This is a genomic window from Chitinophaga arvensicola, from assembly GCF_900110835.1.
GTDB lineage: Bacteria > Bacteroidota > Bacteroidia > Chitinophagales > Chitinophagaceae > Chitinophaga > Chitinophaga arvensicola.
This window is the reverse complement of record NZ_FOJG01000002.1, coordinates 2,009,337-2,027,207: the sequence shown is the minus strand read 5'-3', so window position 1 is coordinate 2,027,207 and position 17,871 is coordinate 2,009,337. Positions and strand designations below refer to the sequence as shown.

Here is a 17,871-nt window from a genome sequence, read left to right as displayed (position 1 = left end):
AATAGCTAACGATCCGGGCAGCCCATAAGCTATCTTAATAAATACGCTTAAGGTAGATTAAGGGGAGGGTTATTTTTTGAGGAGATCTTTACGGACTTTACTCAGGAATTCGGGTGTAATACCCAGGTAGGAAGCAATCTGGGTATTGGGGAGTCTTGACAGCAGGTGCGGATATTGCTTAATGAAGGCAAGGTAACGTTCCTCTGCGGTGGAACTGATCGCCTGTAAAACCCTGTTTTCTGTTTCCACTAAACGGTTTTCTACTATCACCCTGAAATTCCTGTCGAACTTGGGATTATTATCATACAGATGATAAAGGTTTTGGCGGGAGATCTGAAATATAACAGCGGGTTCTATGGCCTCAATATAAACACGGCTGGGCTTTTCGAAATAAAAGCTGCCGATTTCCATCAGCCAGTCACCCTCGGCGGCAAACTGCAGATTATGTTCAGTGCCTTTGTCGTCTACCTGGAATTTTTTGAAACATCCCTCCGCCACAAAAGTATAATGCCTGCAAACATCATTTTCCTGTAATATAAATTGCCTCCGCTTTATTTTCCGCTCAATCACCCTTCCGGCCAGATCTTCTCTTTCGGCCGCATCGAGTGGAAGGTAATTATCGAAGTTCGAAAACAGTTTGTCTATCATCATTTTTTACTTTCGGTAATGTTCATCCAAATTATGCTTTTTATATTTCTTTTGAAAGTGCCCGTCATTTGATGAGTTCATTCACTGTGTGTATATTGATAACCCCAATGATCCGCAAAAGATCTTTAAATTGTAGCAAAGAGTACTGGTTTATGGAACGCTATGAATTTTTCAAACAATTTCACAACATTCATCCGGCTGATTATCATTTATTGACAGATGGTTTTAAAACCAGGTCGTTCAGGAAAGGCGATTTTATCACTATACCAGGGCAGGTGCAGCGGGATCTTTACTTCGTAAAAAGCGGCGTTCAGATGTCTTATTTTGACACGGGCGACAAAATCTATACCCTCTCTTTTTCCTATTTTCCATTGCTATGTGCTATTGCGGAATCATTTTCGTTCCAGGTGCCTTCTAAATACCATTTGGTTTGTTTGACAGACAGCGAATTGGAATACATCAGTTATACGGATCTGCAACAACTCATTGATCAGTCGCAGCAGATAGAGCGATTGTTCAGGCGCATGATGGAAGCGATGCTGGCAGATATGATCAATCTTCATATCGAACTGCGTGCCCTGACGATAGAAGAGCGGTATAAAAATTTTTGTAGTAAAAGCCCGCACTTACTCCAGCTGGTGCCGCATAAATATATCGCCTCTTATTTAGGAATAGATCCCACTAATTTTAGCAGGCTTTTCAACCATGTTAAATTCTGATGTTGGTGCAGACCAAGATTTGTTTCTTTTTTAGTCCTGAGATTTGTTGGTAAAAAAACGATCAGGATGACAACAATTCAGGGGAGCTATGCTCCTGTTAACGGACTGCAACTATATTACGAAGTGCATGGAGTGGGCAAGCCACTGCTGCTGCTGCCGGGGGCGCTTTCGGGGATTGATACCGCATTCGGAAAATTAATTCCGTTACTGGCAAAAGACCGGCAGGTAATTGCGCTTGAATTTCAAGGCTATGGGCATACTGCAGATCTTCCGGAACGTCCGCTTTCCTATGAGCAGCTCGCCGGTGATGTGATGGCGCTACTCCGTTTCCTGGACATACCGCAAACCGATATTTTTGGCTACAGTACAGGTGCTGGCGTAGCTTTACGTGTAGCTATGACCCATCCGGAGCTGGTGAGGAAACTTATCCTGGCGTCGGTTAGCTACCAAAGCAATGGGAGACATCCCGATCTCGGTACGTTGTTTAATGCAACAATCATGGAACAAATGCTGAAAGGTTCGCCCTTTGAAACAGCATATCTGCGTACCGCTCCAAGACCTGATGACTGGGCGAAGCTGCTCGATAAAGTAAGAACTTTTGAACAGGAAGTACAGCATTGGTCTGAGGATGCCATCCGTAAAATCCCGGCTCCTGCGTTGATTATTGCCGGCGATGCTGATATTATTCAACCCGAACATACCGTTTCGCTGTATAGATTGCTGGGCGGAGGAAGCCTGGGGGAGCTGTCGATGCCTGCCTCACAACTTGCTATTTTGCCGGGAACCATGCATTCGGTACTCACGCAAAGAACAGACCTGCTGATGGCCATGATCCCCCGCTTTCTTGAAATGTAGCGTGAGGCAGTATTTATCTCTCCGCTCACCTCTCTCTAAAGTTCCGGCGAAAATCTGCTAAACAATTTAAGGCACTTAGGGGTTAAATCAGGGGGCATACATCGATAATAACAAATTTCGATAATAAAGATAAGTCCCCGCTATCGCATTGCCAGGCAATATCCTGCTGCTGGTTATTTAGCGTTCCTTCTCTCTGAGCATAAGCAAGCAAATTTCAATCGTCGTTCGTCGTGATGTGGATGTATTAAGAAATATTTAATACAAAAACCACTGTTGATGGAGGCATACGGCCTGTTTATACAATTGATCTGGAATTTATGGATAACCGGTTTTTTATGAAATATATACTATCATTCCTGCTCGCGTGTCTTTTAGCAGCTTGCAACAGTACACCTCCATCCGTAAAAAATGAAAAAGCAGGTAAATCCACAGGGGCTGGATCTGATGCTCATGGCTGGATTGAAACGGAGACTTTAAAATCAAGATTGGGCGACTTTGAATTTAGAAACGGATATCCGACTGCAGATGCGGTGAAAAAATTATCGGATGCCCTGGTATATAACCGTGCAATTGAAGTATACCTGGATCAGATGCATGCGGTGTCATGGTATAATGTATGGAAAGGGGTGGCGGCTGCAGGGGCGGGTACGCCCAACCAGTTGGTGATATGGGAGTCATTGATGGACAGCGAAACATTGCTGCTCACGGGGAACACGGAAACGGTATATGGTTTGGCTTCACTTGATCTTAAGCGGGACGGTCCGGTGGTAATAGAACTGCCTGCCATGATGTTGGGTGGCATCAGCGATATGTGGCAAAATGAATTGGCCGGTATCGGGCCTACCGGTGCCGATAAAGGACTGGGAGGTAAATTTCTGTTATTGCCACCGGGGTATTCTGGTAAAGTTCCCGGGGGATATATCACATTGAAATGCACAACTTTCAAAGTGAGCTTAGGTGTACGGGGCTTTATGCAGGATGGTAAGCCTGATAAAGCAGTGGCATTGATGAAGACAACAAAGATTTATCCACTTTCCGCTGCAACCAATCCTCCTGCCACAAGTTTTGTAAATGGTTCCGGTAAAGAAGTGAATACGATATTCAGTGATAACTATCACTTTTTTGAGGACCTCGCCGAGCTTATATCGGAGGAGCCTGACGGATGTTTGCAAAGTAATGAGCGATTTTTGCTTGCTTCGGTTGGAATTGAAAAAGGCAAATCTTTTCAAAAAGATGCTGACCGTAAAGCATTGTTGGAAGATGCTGCAAAAACCGCATCGGCTATGGCGCGTGTCAACAGTTTTGCGTCTTCCGACACCGCGAAAATGGTATATAGCGACAAACACTGGGAGTGGGCTTTTGTAGGAGGGAGTGCCACATGGGATTCGCAAGGGTATGTAAATACTGACCGCAGGGCGGCCTTCGCCTATATCGCCATTGGGATGTCGCCAGCTATGGTGAAAAAAATTGTGGGTGGAGGTTCTCAATATTTATGGACGCCCCGCGATGCGAATGGTGAATTTTTGGATGGGGGTAAAAATTATCAGTTACATATCCCGGGTAATATTCCGGTAAAAAATTTCTGGTCGGTAGTAGTATACGATGCGCAAAGCCGTTCCATGCTCCGTAACGGGAACCGGTTTCCTTCCCTGAGCCAGTATTCCGGCCCGCAAATCAATAGTGATGGTTCCGTTGATGTGTATTTTGGTCCGGATGCGCCTAAAGGCAAAGAGAAGAATTGGATTAAAACAGTTGCGGGAAAGGGATGGTTTCCCCTTATGCGTTTTTATGGTCCTTTGGCCCCGTACTTTGACCAAACCTGGAAACCGGATGATATCAGAATGATCGCAAAAGAATAATTAACGCCCGGCCCTTCAGCTATTTATTATATATAAAGAGAGGTATGTTTTGGGAAGGACCTCTTCCAAATCCGTTTTTCCGCCGGTCAATAACATTTTAATAGCTTAATTTTTTTTCTATTTTTACATCTCAACTAAAAATTGGGCTGCAAACTTGGCGTGGAAATCATCTTATAGTGAACATCAGCTCTTGCGTGGATTGAGTTCGGGAGATACATTGCATTATTCTTATATCTTTCAGGAGTATTACAGCACGCTTTGCCACTACGCCGAAACAATCATCGGTGAGCCGGGGCATGCGGAAGATATGGTGCAGGATGTCTTTGAAAAATTATGGCAGAAGCCATATGACTTCGAAGATCTCCGGCATTTGAAGGATTTCCTGTACAAGGCTACACGAAATGCGGCGCTTAATTTCCTGAAGGGGGCGCAGCATAGCAAAGAGCGGCAGGCCAAATTTCTCCACGCACAGGAAGCGGCAGCCACAGGGGAAGATCAGGACATCATCCGTATGGAAGTTTTCCGGTTGGTGTACCGTGAGATCAGCAACCTGCCCGAGCAATGCGGGAAGATTGTCCGTATGAGTTATATTGAAGGACTGAAAAACGAACAGATCGCCGAAATCCTGGCCATTTCCCTCCAAACGGTTAAAAATCAGAAAACCAGGGGCATGAAGCTCCTGAGAATGCGCGTGTCGCCGGTTGTAATTTCTTTCTTCTTATTGTTTTCCCACCACTGAAAATTTTTTTCCTTTCTTTTAGTACGATCGGAATATCGCGTTGTAATAACTTAAAACAGATCAGACATGGCGTCTTCTTTAAACGATCCATTCCTCATTGCAGGGCTCATTTCCCGTTCGCAACAAGGCCTGCTGACGGCCGGCGAGCAGGAAGAGCTGGATGCATGGATCGCTGCCAGCGATGAAAACCGGCAGTTATGGGCGGAATTAAACAATCCCGGCATACAGCAGGAGCAGGTGCGCGCTATTGCCCGGTTTGATGAAACTGCTGCACTGGAGCGTTATCTTTCCAACAAGCCCGCCATGTCAACTGTACGCCCGATACGTCGTCTTCATACATGGAGATGGGCAGCAGCCGTGCTTGCACTGGTGTTGGGTGCATCCACTTATTTCTTCGTGGTACATCGTTCGGGAAATGCGGACGGCTTTGGTCAGAAATCCGCCCAGCGCGATATTCCACCGGGTAAAAACGGCGCCATACTCACGCTGGCAGACGGTACGCAGCTGGTGCTGGACAGCCTGGGTGAAGGGAAAATAGCCACGCAGAACGGTACCCAGGTGTCGCTGAGTGATAATAAACTTAAATATGATGCCTCCGCCGCAACAGACGGGGCGGCCTATAATACGATTACCACACCCAAAGGCCGGCAATACCATGTGGTGCTTCCTGATGGAACGGAAGTCTGGCTGAATGCCGCGTCTTCTTTACAATATCCGGTTGCATTCAAAGGAAAGGAGCGAAGCGTGAAAATCAGCGGGGAAGTTTATTTTGAGGTAGCCGCCAGAAGCTGGCAGCCCTTTGTAGTGGATGCCGGACAGATGAAACTGGAAGTACTGGGTACTTCATTTAATGTGAACACCTATGATGACGAAAAAATAATCCGCACAACATTATTGACCGGTGCGGTGAAAATAACACCTAAGCAAACTATTCAACCAAAAGTGCTCGTGCCCGGTCAGACAGCCGATTTAAGCAAACCGGATGCATCGGAAGGAGCTAAGCTCACCATAAAGGAAACGCCTGATCCGGATAAAATTATCGCATGGAAAAATGGCCTGTTTAACTTCGACGGCATGGATTTATACAGTATCATGCGACAGCTGGAAAGATGGTACAGCATAGAAGTACGATATATTGGAACACCAGAGAATGTAATATTTAAAGGAAAAATGCACCGCAACACCAATTTGTCAGATGTGTTGAAAGTATTGGAAACGATGGACGTTAATTTCGAATTGAAGGGGAATATTTTGTATGTAAGATAACGGGTAGTATAGCTATTTATTAAAAGAAACCGGAAGCGTTCGCGACACTCCCGGTAGATGTTCAGGTCATGTAATAATCACAATCAGGTTAAAGACTGCTTATTTATTCACTAAACATTCCGTCCCTTATGGGAAGGGGCGGCTTATGCAAAGTTATGCCAATTATTTTTAATTGCATACGGGTTCCCTATGGAAGGACACGTAGCTCAACCAAATCGCTGTTAGTCATGAAGCTAACATTCTTTTTACTTACCGCTGCCCTGTTGCAGGTATCTGCCAGAGGCCTTTCACAGAACATCAACTTCAACGGTAAAAACGTTGCATTGGAAAAAGTTTTTGCGGCAGTAGAGTCGCAAACAGATTATGTTTTCCTGTACAAGGCTACGGCCTTATCAGTGGCAAAACCGGTTACCATCAATGCGAAGGGGACCGACCTCGGTACCTTTCTCAACAAGGTATTCGAGAACCAGTCATTGCTCTATAAGATCATCGACAAAAACATCCTGGTATCCCAGAAGGAAGTCAAACTGGCCGCAGCAGCCAGTCCGGCTGTTGATACGGTACCGGTGAAACCTGAAATGCTCCATGTGTATGTGTATGCCCCTGGTTATACGCCACTGGTTAGCGCTACTATCAGTAATCTTACCGACAAGCGTAATTATCTCACCGCCGGAAGCGGGACGGGGCAGGTGCCGGTGAGGCTGGGCGATCTGATCAGGATCAGCTATATCGGGTATGTGGATCATCTGTTTAAAGTTACGGATGCTATCCTCACCAACAGGGCGTACAACATAGAGCTGGTACTCTCCACAAACAAACTGGATGAAGTACAGGTGACTGTGTTGGGTACTACCAATAAAAGAACGGGAACGGCCAATATCAGCACCGTGAAAGCAAGTGATATCGAAAGACAGCCCGTTGTAAATGTGCTGGATGCGATCGTAGGCCGTGTGCCGGGCCTTCGTATCAGCCAGTCGGCCAACACGGCTGGGGTCAGAAAAGTAGAGTTACGCGGACGGAATGTGTTGAATGAAAACAGTTTTACAGATCCGCTCTATGTGGTGGACGGATTACCCATTGCCACTTTATCCGTTAATCCATATGGCGCCAATCAGCCTGTACAACCAGGATATTCGATGACCGAAAATCCTTTGTACATGATCAACCCACTGGATATTGAAAGTGTGGATGTGCTGAAAGATGCGGATGCTACTGCATTGTACGGGTCCAGAGGCGCAAACGGGGTGATCATGATCACCACTAAAAAGGGAAAGCCGGGGCCTACCAGGTTTAATGTAAACTACTCCAAGATATTTTCGGGTGTGCAGCGTTACATGAAGCTGATGAACACGGAGCAGTTCCTGGCAACAAGAAGGGAAGCATTTATGAATGATGCAGCACTTCCTACCCAGTTGAGTGCGCCGGACCTCACGATCTGGGATCCGAAAGCTTATACCGACTGGCAACGCGCCTATTTCAAAAATGAGCAGTCGAATGATGTGCAACTGAGTGTAGAGGGCGGTATGCTGCTCAATACCTATCGCATCAGTGTGGGATATACTTCCACAACGGAAATGTACAACCAGGGCAGAGGAAATAAGCGTTTAACAATAGGAGTGGCTTTCAATCACCGTAGTACGAATGGCAAGTTCGCGCTGGATCTTTCTACCAACAATAGTTACGCCAACGATGAAACTGCCCCTACGTTAGACTTTTTCTCGCTGGCGCCTAATGCACCACCCATGTATAATGAGAACGGGGAATATAATTTTGTTCCGTACAGGAATCAGCTTGGGAGCATTTATCCATTCAGGGATATCAGAAGCTGGGGCGAAAATCAAACGCTGAGAAGTCAGACCAATCTCGGTTTTACTTACGAAATATTCAAGGACTTCACAGCAGGTGTTCGTGTTATCGGGGAATTTTTCACCAATAGAGGCGGCGGATATGTTCCAAAAGCCGGGCAGGATCCTTTGTACAACCCCTACAACTTCGCCACTTTCGCTAATGGTAACGGGAAAAGTTTCCTGGTAAGGCCAAGCCTGAATTACGTTAAACTGTTCGGTGGTGCCAGGGTATCCGCTTCCCTGGCAGCAGATTACAATTATGCAGATCAGTATGTGGCATCGGTGATGGCATTCGGTTTTTCCAGTGATAACCTGATCAAGAGCTATTCCAATGCCCAGCAGGTGCAATCGTCCAATAACTTTGTTCCGTCGAAAGTTGCTTCCTGGCTGGCAACGGTTTCCCTGGATTGGGAAAGTAAGTACATGGTTAATCTGAATGGCAGGAGAGATGGCTCGTCGCGCTTCGGCAGCGGGTCCCGTTTCGGGAACTTCGGATCTGTAGGCGCTTCATGGATTTTATCTAATGAAGAGTGGTTTAAGCAGGCGCATATGAATTGGCTGTCGTTTGTAAAGCTGCGGTCTACTTATGGCGTGATGGGCAATGCCAATGTGGGCGATTACCAATACCTCTCACGCTGGTCCAATATTCCACCGGATTCCTGGGAAAAATTGCCGGATTACGATGGTCAGACTATTTATACGCTTGTGCAACCCGTTAACCAGCAATATAGCTGGTCCAGCGCCAGCAAGTTTGAAGTGGGCGCCCGGCTGGGATTTTTCAACAGCAGATTTAATATCGAAAGTAACTTCTACATCAATAAGGATGGAAAGCAGCTCACGAGTATTACCACACCGGCATTCACAGGTTTTGGTGCGGTAATGGGCAACTGGCCTGCAGTGATCCGGAACAAAGGATTGGAGGTGATGTTGGACGCAACGATCGTGAACAACAATACCTGGGGTATTACCGCACGTTTCCAGGTAAGCAGGAATACGAATACACTGGTGGCTTTCCCGGGGCTGGAAAATTCTCCCTATAGGGATATGTATAAGATAGGCGCCTCTGTAACTGCCAAATCCTACTCGCGCTATATCGGTATCAATCCGATGAAAGGAATACCTGTGTTTGAAGACCATAACGGGGATGGGGCCATGCCGACCGGGATGAGTGTGAATTACCCGGATACAGACCTGGACGATCACTACAAGGTAATAGACCTTAACCCCAAATATTTCGGTGGAGCAGGTTTCCGGATAGACTTCAAGCGGGTATTATCGCTGGATGCACAATTCAACTTCGAAAATTCCCTGATTGAAGACCGGTTAAGTAACATGGGCTATGGTTTTAAGAGCAATGCGGTGATGTACGACGAAATAGCAAACGGGCACTGGAAGCAACCGGGCGATAAAGCGCTTTACGCAAAGTATTCCAGCACTAGTACCGGCCTGTTTGCCGGATCAGATGCCTATTATGCTAAAGGAGCCTTTTTAAGCCTGAGTAACCTGAGCGTGGCGTATATACTACCTCAGGCATGGATAAAGAAGGTGGGCATGACACAGGGTACGGTTTCCGTGAATTCATCAAACATCTTCAAAATCTCGCAATACAGGCTGTCGGATGTTGAATTGGGAACTACGCCACAGATCAGAAGAGTTGCGGCTAACCTGAGATTAAGCTTCTAAAATCAATCGCATGAAAAAAAATGTTTTCAATATAGCTTCAGTTGGGATACTATTATCCGGCCTGTTGATAACAGGTTGCAATAAATTGCTGGATATACCGGACCCGATCAATTCGATCACTACCAACCAGGTTTTTCAGAACGATGAGCAGGCAGGCGCCGCGCTCAATGGCTTGTATTCCTATCTGATCAACGGAGGGTTGAACGAAGTGAATGCGGACGGCAACCTGGGCGACAATCTGTACAGCGCCGGAGCTATTACGCAGGCTGCCGGGCACTCGGCAGACGAATTCTTTGCACCCTCGCTGGACGGAGGATACGTGTACTATGCAGAAACAGCTGCCAGGCTTACGTTGCAGAACACGGGTGCTACCCCGAAAATATGGAAGACGGCCTATAAGGGCATCTTCAATGCCAATGCCCTGATAGAAGGTGCGAAAGGTTCCACGTCGAAAGAGCTTACACAGGCTTACCGGAAACGGGTGCTGGGTGAAGCAATGGCGGTAAGAGCCATGAGCTATTTCTACATGGTGAACCTGTTTGAAAAAATTCCCCTCGCCTTATCCATCGATTACAACGATACACAAAAACTTCCTTCCGCCAATCCTGCCACCGTGTATCAGCAAATCATCAGTGATCTGGAGGAGGCGTCGGGATATCTTTCCGAAAGTTATGATGGGAACAATACGGAGCGTATCCGGATCAATAAATGGTATGTAAAGGCAATGCTGGCAAGGGTATACCTGTTTACCAAAGACTACGACAAAGCCTGGCAGTATGCGAACGAAGTGATTGGCCGCACCGATCTGTTTCAACTGGAGAGTCTGAACAACGTATTCAGTATATCCAGCCGGGAAGTTATTTTCCAATTGAAGCAAACCAATACTATTCCGACACGCGGTAATGCCACGCCGGAAGGGTATAGTCTGTCAAGCCGTTACCTATCGCCCATGCTGATGAATGCTTTCGAAGCGGATGATAACAGGAAAACTGCGTGGGTGAGGGCTATTCCCGGCGATCAATATACACCGGCCGGCTTTACACCGAATAAGTACAAGATCAATCAGTACAACCGTGTGCCGGGAGGAGACCTGTCTGAATATTATGTGGTGATGCGGCTCGCAGAAATGTACCTGGTAAGGGCGGAAGCGAACATGTTGCGGAACGCAGGCAATAAAAATGCGGTGATCGATGATCTGAATGCTATCAGGGCGCGTGCCGGGTTAACCAACTTGCCTTATACTTTAACGGATCAGCAGGTAAAGGATGCCATCGCGCAGGAAAGACGTATAGAATTGTTTGCCGAATGGGGACACCGCTGGCTGGACCTCAAAAGGACGAACAAGGCGTCGGATGTGCTTTCCGCCATCTCTTACAAACAGCCGTGGAATCCGTATCAGTTGCTATACCCTATTCCTCCGGAGGAGATCCGCTGGGCCAACAATCTCTCCCAGAATATCGGCTACAACTAAAACATGATCAATCTTAAATCAGGAACGATGTTTCAATTCAGTTTCAAAAAATATTTCAACGCAGGGCTGTTAGCAGGAGGCATCATGCTACTCGCTGCTTCCTGTAAGAAGGATGTACCGGTAGCGCAATTTCCGGCCTCGTTGACAATCGTAAATGGCATTAACGATAACACCTCCTTTTTTACCACCTATTTTGGAACGACACGGCCTAAGTACTACATCTATCTTTCTTATGTAGGCAGCGGGCGCTCTCTCGATTATGCCACCGATAAAATGGACCTGCCGCTTACGCTGTTCAGGAATTTTGATACGCTTCAGCCAAAACCTTTTGTGGTAAATAACCTGAAACTGGAACCCGGTGGTATCTTCACGCATTTTGTATATGGCAGTCCAACACAGGTAAAACAAAAAACCGTAAAAGAGCAGCTGCCTTCCCGTAGCCTGAATGACAGTGTGGCCAATCTCCGGATCATTAATCTCTTTGAGAACCGGCCTATCGATGTGTTACAACTGGAGCCGGAGGCTAAAGTCATGGTTTCCAATCTCGCTTATGAACAATTGACCGGTTTTATAAAAGTGCCTACCACGATGGCCGTAAAGAACTACCGCTTCGAAGTAAGGGATCATGCCACGGGGGTAAAGTTGGCCACCTTGTCCGAAGAAAATATTTTATCGGGTACTGCCTCGCCCAATAACAACTGGTTATTTAGAGCACGTACCATGCTGGTAACCGGCACCTGGAGCTCTGAGAGCGTTTTTTCGGTGAGGGCAACAAGTATCGGTCATTTTTAATCCAAGTTTTAAATCATAAGCAACATTATATGCAGCCTATATTAAAGGTGGAAAACCTGTCGCATAAGTATGCCAGTTCATGGGCCATACGCGAAATAAATTTTGAGATCAATGATACCGGTGTTGTCGGATTGCTGGGCTCAAACGGAGCGGGCAAGTCTACCACGATGAATATTATTTGTGGTACCCTGCTGCAAACCGATGGAAATGTTTCCATCAACGGGTTGAACATGAAAGATGATCCTATTGCATATAAAAAGCAGATCGGTTTTCTGCCACAGCAGGCGCCCCTGTACCTGGACTTTACCGTGCAGGAATACCTGGAGTACGCCGCGCAGCTGAGGCTTATGGAAAGGCGTCACATCAAAAGCGCAGTGGACGAAGTACTGGAAAAAACGTCTATTACGCAGATGAGATCACGCCTGATCAAAAATCTGTCGGGCGGTTACCGCCAGCGTGTAGGCATCGCGCAATCCATTATCAATAAACCGAAAGTGGTGATCCTCGATGAGCCCACCAATGGGCTTGATCCCAACCAGATCATTGAAGCCAGGAAGCTGATCAAAGAAATTGCGAAAGATCGTGCGGTATTGTTATCGTCGCACGTATTGTCTGAAATTAACCTGCTTGCCAAAGAGATCATCATGATTGAATCCGGGCAGGTAGTGTTTTCTGATACGCTGGATGCTTTCAATAACATACTCCAGCCTAATACCATGGTGGCCAGAATGCTCCATATGCCTGCGCCCGAAGAATTGATGGCTATTGAAGACGTGCAGAAAGTAGAGTTGCTGCCGGATCACAAATGCCGGATTTATTTCCTGCCCAACGACGATCTGGCGGAAAGAATTGTGAAGAAGAGTGCAGAGAGAAACTGGCGGCTCACTTCTATCCACACAGAGTCATCCGGTATGGACGATGTATTCAAACAATTATCATCAAATTCTTCTTCAATCTTACAGTAATGAGAGTAGTTTTTAATATAGCGCGGGCAGAATTGCGGTATTTTTTCTTTTCGCCGATCGCATGGTTTGTATTGATTTTGTTCCTGATGTCCAGTGCCGGCATCATCATGGGAAACCTGGCAGATACTGCGGTGCAGCAGGACGCGATGCTTGAATTGCAGGGATCTGGTTTTGGCGGATTCCTCAATATGCCACTTACAAAAACGGTGATCGGTAAGGGGCTGGATACGGTGTTGATGATTTTCTTTTTATACATTCCACTGCTGACAATGGGTGTGATCAACCGGGAATATGCTGCCGGCTCCATTAAATTGCTGCATTCGTCGCCGCTGAAAACACGTCAGATCATCCTGGGTAAATTCCTGGGGGTGTATAGTTTTGTATGCCTGATGATCCTGATGTTCGTGGCAGAAGTGATGATTCTGACCGTTTCCATTAAGAACGTGGAATTCCTGCATATCATGTCGATGGTGCTGGGCTTCTTTTTACTGGCCGCCATGTATGTGGCAGTAGGTATGTATATCTCCAGTTTAACCTCGTACCCCATTGTGGCAGGGATTGGAACATTTGTGGTGCTGACCCTGTTCACATCACTACGCCTGCTGTTCCAGGGAACGGATTATGTGCGGGATGTTACCTATTTTCTTTCCAGCTCGGGGAGGGTAGAAAGCATGCTGGGTGGTCTGATTACAACAAAGGACTTAGTTTATTTCATCGCTATCACCTCCCTTTTTATCATCTTCACCGTCATCAAAATGAAATCGGTGACAGAGTCGAAGTCATGGCGTGTATCAGCAGGCAGATACCTGGTGGCATTCACGATAGCGGTGGTAATGCTGGTGGTTACCTCGCGGCACGGACTGATAGGCTATTGGGATGTAACGAGGGGCAAAATAAATACACTGCATGAAAATACCCAGGGCGTCATTAAGCAACTGGATGGATCACCGCTGAAAGTAACATTGTATACCAACCTGTTAGGCTATAACCTGGGAAATGGTGTACCAACTGCACGCAATGCCTATCTGTGGAACTTCTGGGCCAGGTACCAGCGCTTTTATACTAACATGGAGTTTGAGTATGTGTATTATTACGATGTGAACGATGGCGATAGTTCTATCTTCAAGATGTACCCGGGCAAAACGCTGGATGAAATAGCCGAGAAGTATGCGGAAATGAATAAAACGGATCTGGCTATCTATAAAAAACCAGCAGAAATCAGGAGCCTTATCAACCTGGAGCCGGAAGCGAAAGGCTTGTTGATGCAGGTGGAGTACAAAGGGAAAAAAACCTATCTGAGAACTTACCTGGACCCTGAAATTTTTCCAAGTGAGCGGAACGTTTCCGGTAGCCTGTTGCGTTTAATAAATGATACCACACCTACTTTTAAATTTTTGACCGGGCACTACGAGCGTTCACCACTTAAGTATGGCGAACGGGAATATGGCAACCATTCCTCGAATAAATCATCCAGGAATGCGTTGATCAATATGGGGCTGAATTTTGATACCATCCCATCCGTGGGCGCCGGCAGCTTCAGTAAAGAGGATGTACTGGTGATCTCTGATCCGAAAACATTATTGGATAAGGCTATTATCGACAGCGTTAAACAGTATATCGACAGGGGAGGAAATGCTATGTTCTATTCCGAGCCAGGTAAGCAGTTTATCATGAACCCGATTTTGAATCATGTGGGCGTAAATGCAGATGAAGGTACCATTGTAAGGGTGAACCCACAGGATATGCCGCATAAGTTTGCCGGTTTGATTTCCAGAAAGGGTATGGACATGGCAGATGAGCAGCCATTTTTCTTCTTCAAGAACGGTATTAGCAACGCCTGTTATACCCTTATTACCGGCGCCAGTATTTTAAGCTATTCTGATACCAGCGGATTTAAAGCAGAACAGATCACTACTTTGGAGAACAATGCAAATACCTGGGTAGAAAGGGGCATATTGGTAGTGGATTCCGCAGCGCCTGTATTCAACACTGCTGAAGGGGACTACAGAACGGAAGCTCCTTATCCGGTGGGTCTGCAGCTTACCCGCAAATTGGGTAACAAATTACAGAAGATCATTATCTCCAGCGATGCCGACATGATGTCTGTTGCTAAAAACGACGGAAAGGATTATGGCAATGCGTTCTATAGTTACACCGTTGATAACAGGTTCCCTGTTTATCATAATTTCCCGGTGCCTACAGATATCTGGCTCACGATCAAAAAGGCGCCTGCACAAACGATGAAGATGATCCTTCAATACGTGATACCCGCCTTTATTCTGGCGGTTGGCATCGTGATACTGATAAGAAGAAAACGCAAATAGCGGGCACTTTCATTGTTTTATAAAAAGTATAATTATGTATTTGCAGACAGATACGCAGACAATGGATGATCTGCGCTTGTTTTCGAAGGCGGACACGCAGGGTATCTATGATATTTATAATCATTCCTTTACCCGTGGCGGGCAAACCATTATGGAAGCCATGTTCAGGAAGCCGCTGAACAACAGGGAAGCGATCATCAAACGGATCAATACCATTGCTGCTTTCGTGAAAATGAAGGCCAGCTTTCCTTTCGACGGCGCCATGCTGGACCAGGCGGAAAAATACATTTCTTTCGATGATAACCCGGACGGAGGTACGAAAGTATCACTCAGCGAAAAAGAGGTACAGAATGGGATCATGTCGGTCATCGATCTTTTCCACCGGCTCAGACAATACCTGCAGTCGCCGGAAATGGCAGGTGTGAAAGAGCTGGAAGAAGAACGGCTGGCAGCGATCGGTTTACTGAACGATCCGGCTTTTATACCGGTGTTTAACGAAAAGCCCAATACCAGGATTTCATTCGCTGCTGTTACAGCTTTCGATGTGCTGATCCGTAATAAGGAGAAAAGGAAAGTGCTGCAACTACTGCATTTTATTTATCATATCGACGTTTATGTTTCAGTAGCGCAGGTTGCCCTGAAACATAACATGATATTCCCTGTGGTACACCCTAAAGGGACCAGTATTTTAAAAGTGGATGGTGTATACCATCCGCTTTTAAAAAACGCGGTGGCGAATAATCTTCATATGGCTCCCTCCCGCAACCTGGTTTTTCTTACAGGAGCCAACATGGCCGGTAAGTCCACCTTCCTGCGTTCGTTCAGTACAGCCGTTTACATCGCGCACATGGGCTTCCCTGTGGCTGCGGCGGCCATGGAATTTTCCGTAATGGACGGCGTATATACTACCATCAATCTGCCCGATAACCTGGGCATTGGCGCCAGCCACTTCTACGCGGAAGTACTGCGTGTGAAGAAAATAGGACAGGAACTCAGTGAAGGAAAATCATTGTTTGTGCTGTTCGACGAATTATTCCGGGGGACGAATGTGAAGGATGCGCTGGAAGGTACCCTGGCTGTTTGTAATGCGTTTACCAACCGGAAAGACAGCAAGTTCATCATCTCCTCGCATATTATCGAAGCGGCAGACGAGTTGCGGAAAAAGGAAAGCGCCGCATTTTTCTTTCTTCCTACTGTGATGAAAGGCGCGGTACCTGAATACACGTATACCCTGGAGGAAGGCGTTACCAACGATAAACATGGCATGATCATTATCAATAATGAAGGGATCCTGGACATTCTCAGGCAGGGAAACAAAGGCGGAAAACGGTTAAATAAGCAATTATGAGTTTTAAAATAGATCGTCAGTCGGTAGGGGAACTAAACCTCATGGGAAAATTCCGCCAGGGATCCGTATACTTTTTATTCAATAAAGTGAAAACCCGGATCGGGGAGAAGCTGATGGATGAGATGTTTTCGCATCCGCTGAATGATGCTGCCGCTATTAATAAGCGGGTAGCGATTTTTGAGTTTTTCGAAGAGAAAGGTGTGACGTTTCCTTTTGAGGCCGACCAGGTGGCCCTGATGCGGGAATATATTGATACTACAGCCGGAAAATCGCAATGGGCAATAACAGCAGATTTACAACTGCAGAAGTTATTGGCCGGCCTCACGAAAGACGGGCGTTTCAAAAACACGCTGGTGCAGTTGCAGGCGACGATTGTAACACTGAAGAAATGTTTCGGTCTGCTGGAGTTGCTGAAGCGCGAAAACAGCCCGTTGCAGGACCGTGTGGAAGCGCTGTTGGCGATCATGCACCAGAAGGACATCCGCAAAATCCTGGACAGTGATATTTACAAATCCATGTCTACCGCGACAGTAGCAGAGTACGATTTCCTGTTGCGCAACAGGCACAACGAAGCCATGAGGGACGTGTTGCAGTTTATTGCGGAAACAGATGTATACATCGCGGTCAGCAATGTATCGCGTGAGCGCCGCTTCTGTTACGCAACGGCGGTGCCGAAAGAGGAAAACCTGTTTCATGCCCGGAGTCTGCGTCACCCCTGTATTTCAAAAGCAGTAGGCAACGACCTGCAAATGATGGAGGGGAGTAATGTATTGTTTCTCACAGGAGCGAACATGGCGGGTAAATCTACCTGGATGAAATCTATCGGCATCGGCATGTACATGGCGCATATCGGTTTCCCTGTTGCAGCTAACGAAATGGTATTCTCCGTGCGGGAAGGTATCTTCTCCAGCATCAACGTGGCCGACAACATAGCGATGGGATACAGTCACTTCTATGCCGAAGTGGTACGGGTGAAGGATGCGGCGGTAGCAGCAGCTACCGGCGAACACCTGCTGCTGATGTTTGATGAGTTGTTCAAGGGAACCAACGTAAAAGATGCCTTTGATGGTACGCTGGCGGTTACAGAAGGTTTTTCCGAATACAACAATTGCCTGTTTATCGTATCCACCCATATCATCGAAGTGGGCGAAGCACTGAAAGACTTGCCCAATGTACAGTTCCGGTTTATGCCTACCATACTGGAAGGAAATGTACCCAGGTACACCTATACTTTACAGGAAGGTATTACCGAAGACCGGCAGGGTATGATGATCATCGAAAACGAGGGGATCATCGGGCTTATCAATAAAATGTAACCTGAACCGGTAGATCACTACTTTTAAAATTATCAAAGC

Annotated in this window: 13 protein-coding genes; 12 read left to right on the top strand and 1 reads right to left on the bottom strand. The window is 46.5% G+C overall.

The features are described 5' to 3' along the window. Window positions 1-69 precede the first annotated feature (69 nt). Window positions 70-651: a Crp/Fnr family transcriptional regulator gene (locus tag BMW79_RS25505; protein ID WP_089899752.1), complete on the bottom strand. Its 582-nt coding sequence runs from the start codon at window positions 649-651 to the stop codon at window positions 70-72. A 149-nt stretch (window positions 652-800) separates the two neighbouring features. Between BMW79_RS25505 and BMW79_RS25500 the strand changes: the two genes are divergently transcribed. The 12 genes from BMW79_RS25500 to BMW79_RS25445 all read left to right on the top strand — a co-directional run bounded on the left by BMW79_RS25500 (window position 801) and on the right by BMW79_RS25445 (window position 17,832). Continuing rightward, the gene (locus tag BMW79_RS25500) at window positions 801-1,367 is read left to right on the top strand and encodes a Crp/Fnr family transcriptional regulator (protein ID WP_089899749.1); all 567 of its coding nucleotides are present in this window, start codon (window positions 801-803) and stop codon (window positions 1,365-1,367) included. 66 nt (window positions 1,368-1,433) lie between these two features. Continuing rightward, the gene (locus BMW79_RS25495; protein WP_089899746.1) at window positions 1,434-2,222 is read left to right on the top strand and encodes an alpha/beta fold hydrolase; all 789 of its coding nucleotides are present in this window, start codon (window positions 1,434-1,436) and stop codon (window positions 2,220-2,222) included. 335 nt (window positions 2,223-2,557) lie between these two features. Beyond that, on the top strand, window positions 2,558-4,081 hold the full coding sequence (locus BMW79_RS25490; protein WP_089904240.1) for a DUF1254 domain-containing protein: 1,524 nt from the start codon (window positions 2,558-2,560) through the stop codon (window positions 4,079-4,081). A 154-nt stretch (window positions 4,082-4,235) separates the two neighbouring features. Further along, window positions 4,236-4,820 carry an RNA polymerase sigma factor gene (locus tag BMW79_RS25485; RefSeq protein ID WP_177192328.1) on the top strand — a complete coding sequence of 195 codons (585 nt, stop codon included), beginning with the start codon at window positions 4,236-4,238 and terminating at the stop codon, window positions 4,818-4,820. Between the two features lie 66 nt (window positions 4,821-4,886). Then, window positions 4,887-6,086 carry a FecR family protein gene (locus BMW79_RS25480; protein ID WP_089899740.1) on the top strand — a complete coding sequence of 400 codons (1,200 nt, stop codon included), beginning with the start codon at window positions 4,887-4,889 and terminating at the stop codon, window positions 6,084-6,086. A gap of 227 nt (window positions 6,087-6,313) precedes the next feature. Next, window positions 6,314-9,616 (top strand): SusC/RagA family TonB-linked outer membrane protein, encoded by a 3,303-nt coding sequence (locus tag BMW79_RS25475; protein WP_177192327.1) that lies wholly within the window; start codon window positions 6,314-6,316, stop codon window positions 9,614-9,616. A gap of 10 nt (window positions 9,617-9,626) precedes the next feature. Beyond that, window positions 9,627-11,087 (top strand): RagB/SusD family nutrient uptake outer membrane protein, encoded by a 1,461-nt coding sequence (locus tag BMW79_RS25470; protein ID WP_089899733.1) that lies wholly within the window; start codon window positions 9,627-9,629, stop codon window positions 11,085-11,087. 27 nt (window positions 11,088-11,114) lie between these two features. Further along, complete coding sequence (locus BMW79_RS25465) at window positions 11,115-11,879, top strand: hypothetical protein (protein ID WP_089899730.1); 765 nt, start codon at window positions 11,115-11,117, stop codon at window positions 11,877-11,879. A 29-nt stretch (window positions 11,880-11,908) separates the two neighbouring features. Continuing rightward, window positions 11,909-12,844, top strand: coding sequence for an ABC transporter ATP-binding protein (locus tag BMW79_RS25460; RefSeq protein ID WP_089899726.1), 936 nt, complete (start codon window positions 11,909-11,911; stop codon window positions 12,842-12,844). Beyond that, window positions 12,844-15,168, top strand: coding sequence for an ABC transporter permease subunit (locus BMW79_RS25455; RefSeq protein ID WP_089899723.1), 2,325 nt, complete (start codon window positions 12,844-12,846; stop codon window positions 15,166-15,168). The genes BMW79_RS25460 and BMW79_RS25455 overlap by 1 nt, the downstream gene beginning before the upstream one ends. Window positions 15,169-15,202: 34 nt before the next feature. Beyond that, window positions 15,203-16,516, top strand: a complete 1,314-nt coding sequence (locus tag BMW79_RS25450; protein ID WP_089899720.1) for a MutS-related protein — start codon at window positions 15,203-15,205, stop codon at window positions 16,514-16,516. Continuing rightward, the gene (locus BMW79_RS25445; protein WP_089899717.1) at window positions 16,513-17,832 is read left to right on the top strand and encodes a MutS-related protein; all 1,320 of its coding nucleotides are present in this window, start codon (window positions 16,513-16,515) and stop codon (window positions 17,830-17,832) included. The genes BMW79_RS25450 and BMW79_RS25445 overlap by 4 nt, the downstream gene beginning before the upstream one ends. Window positions 17,833-17,871 lie beyond the last annotated feature (39 nt).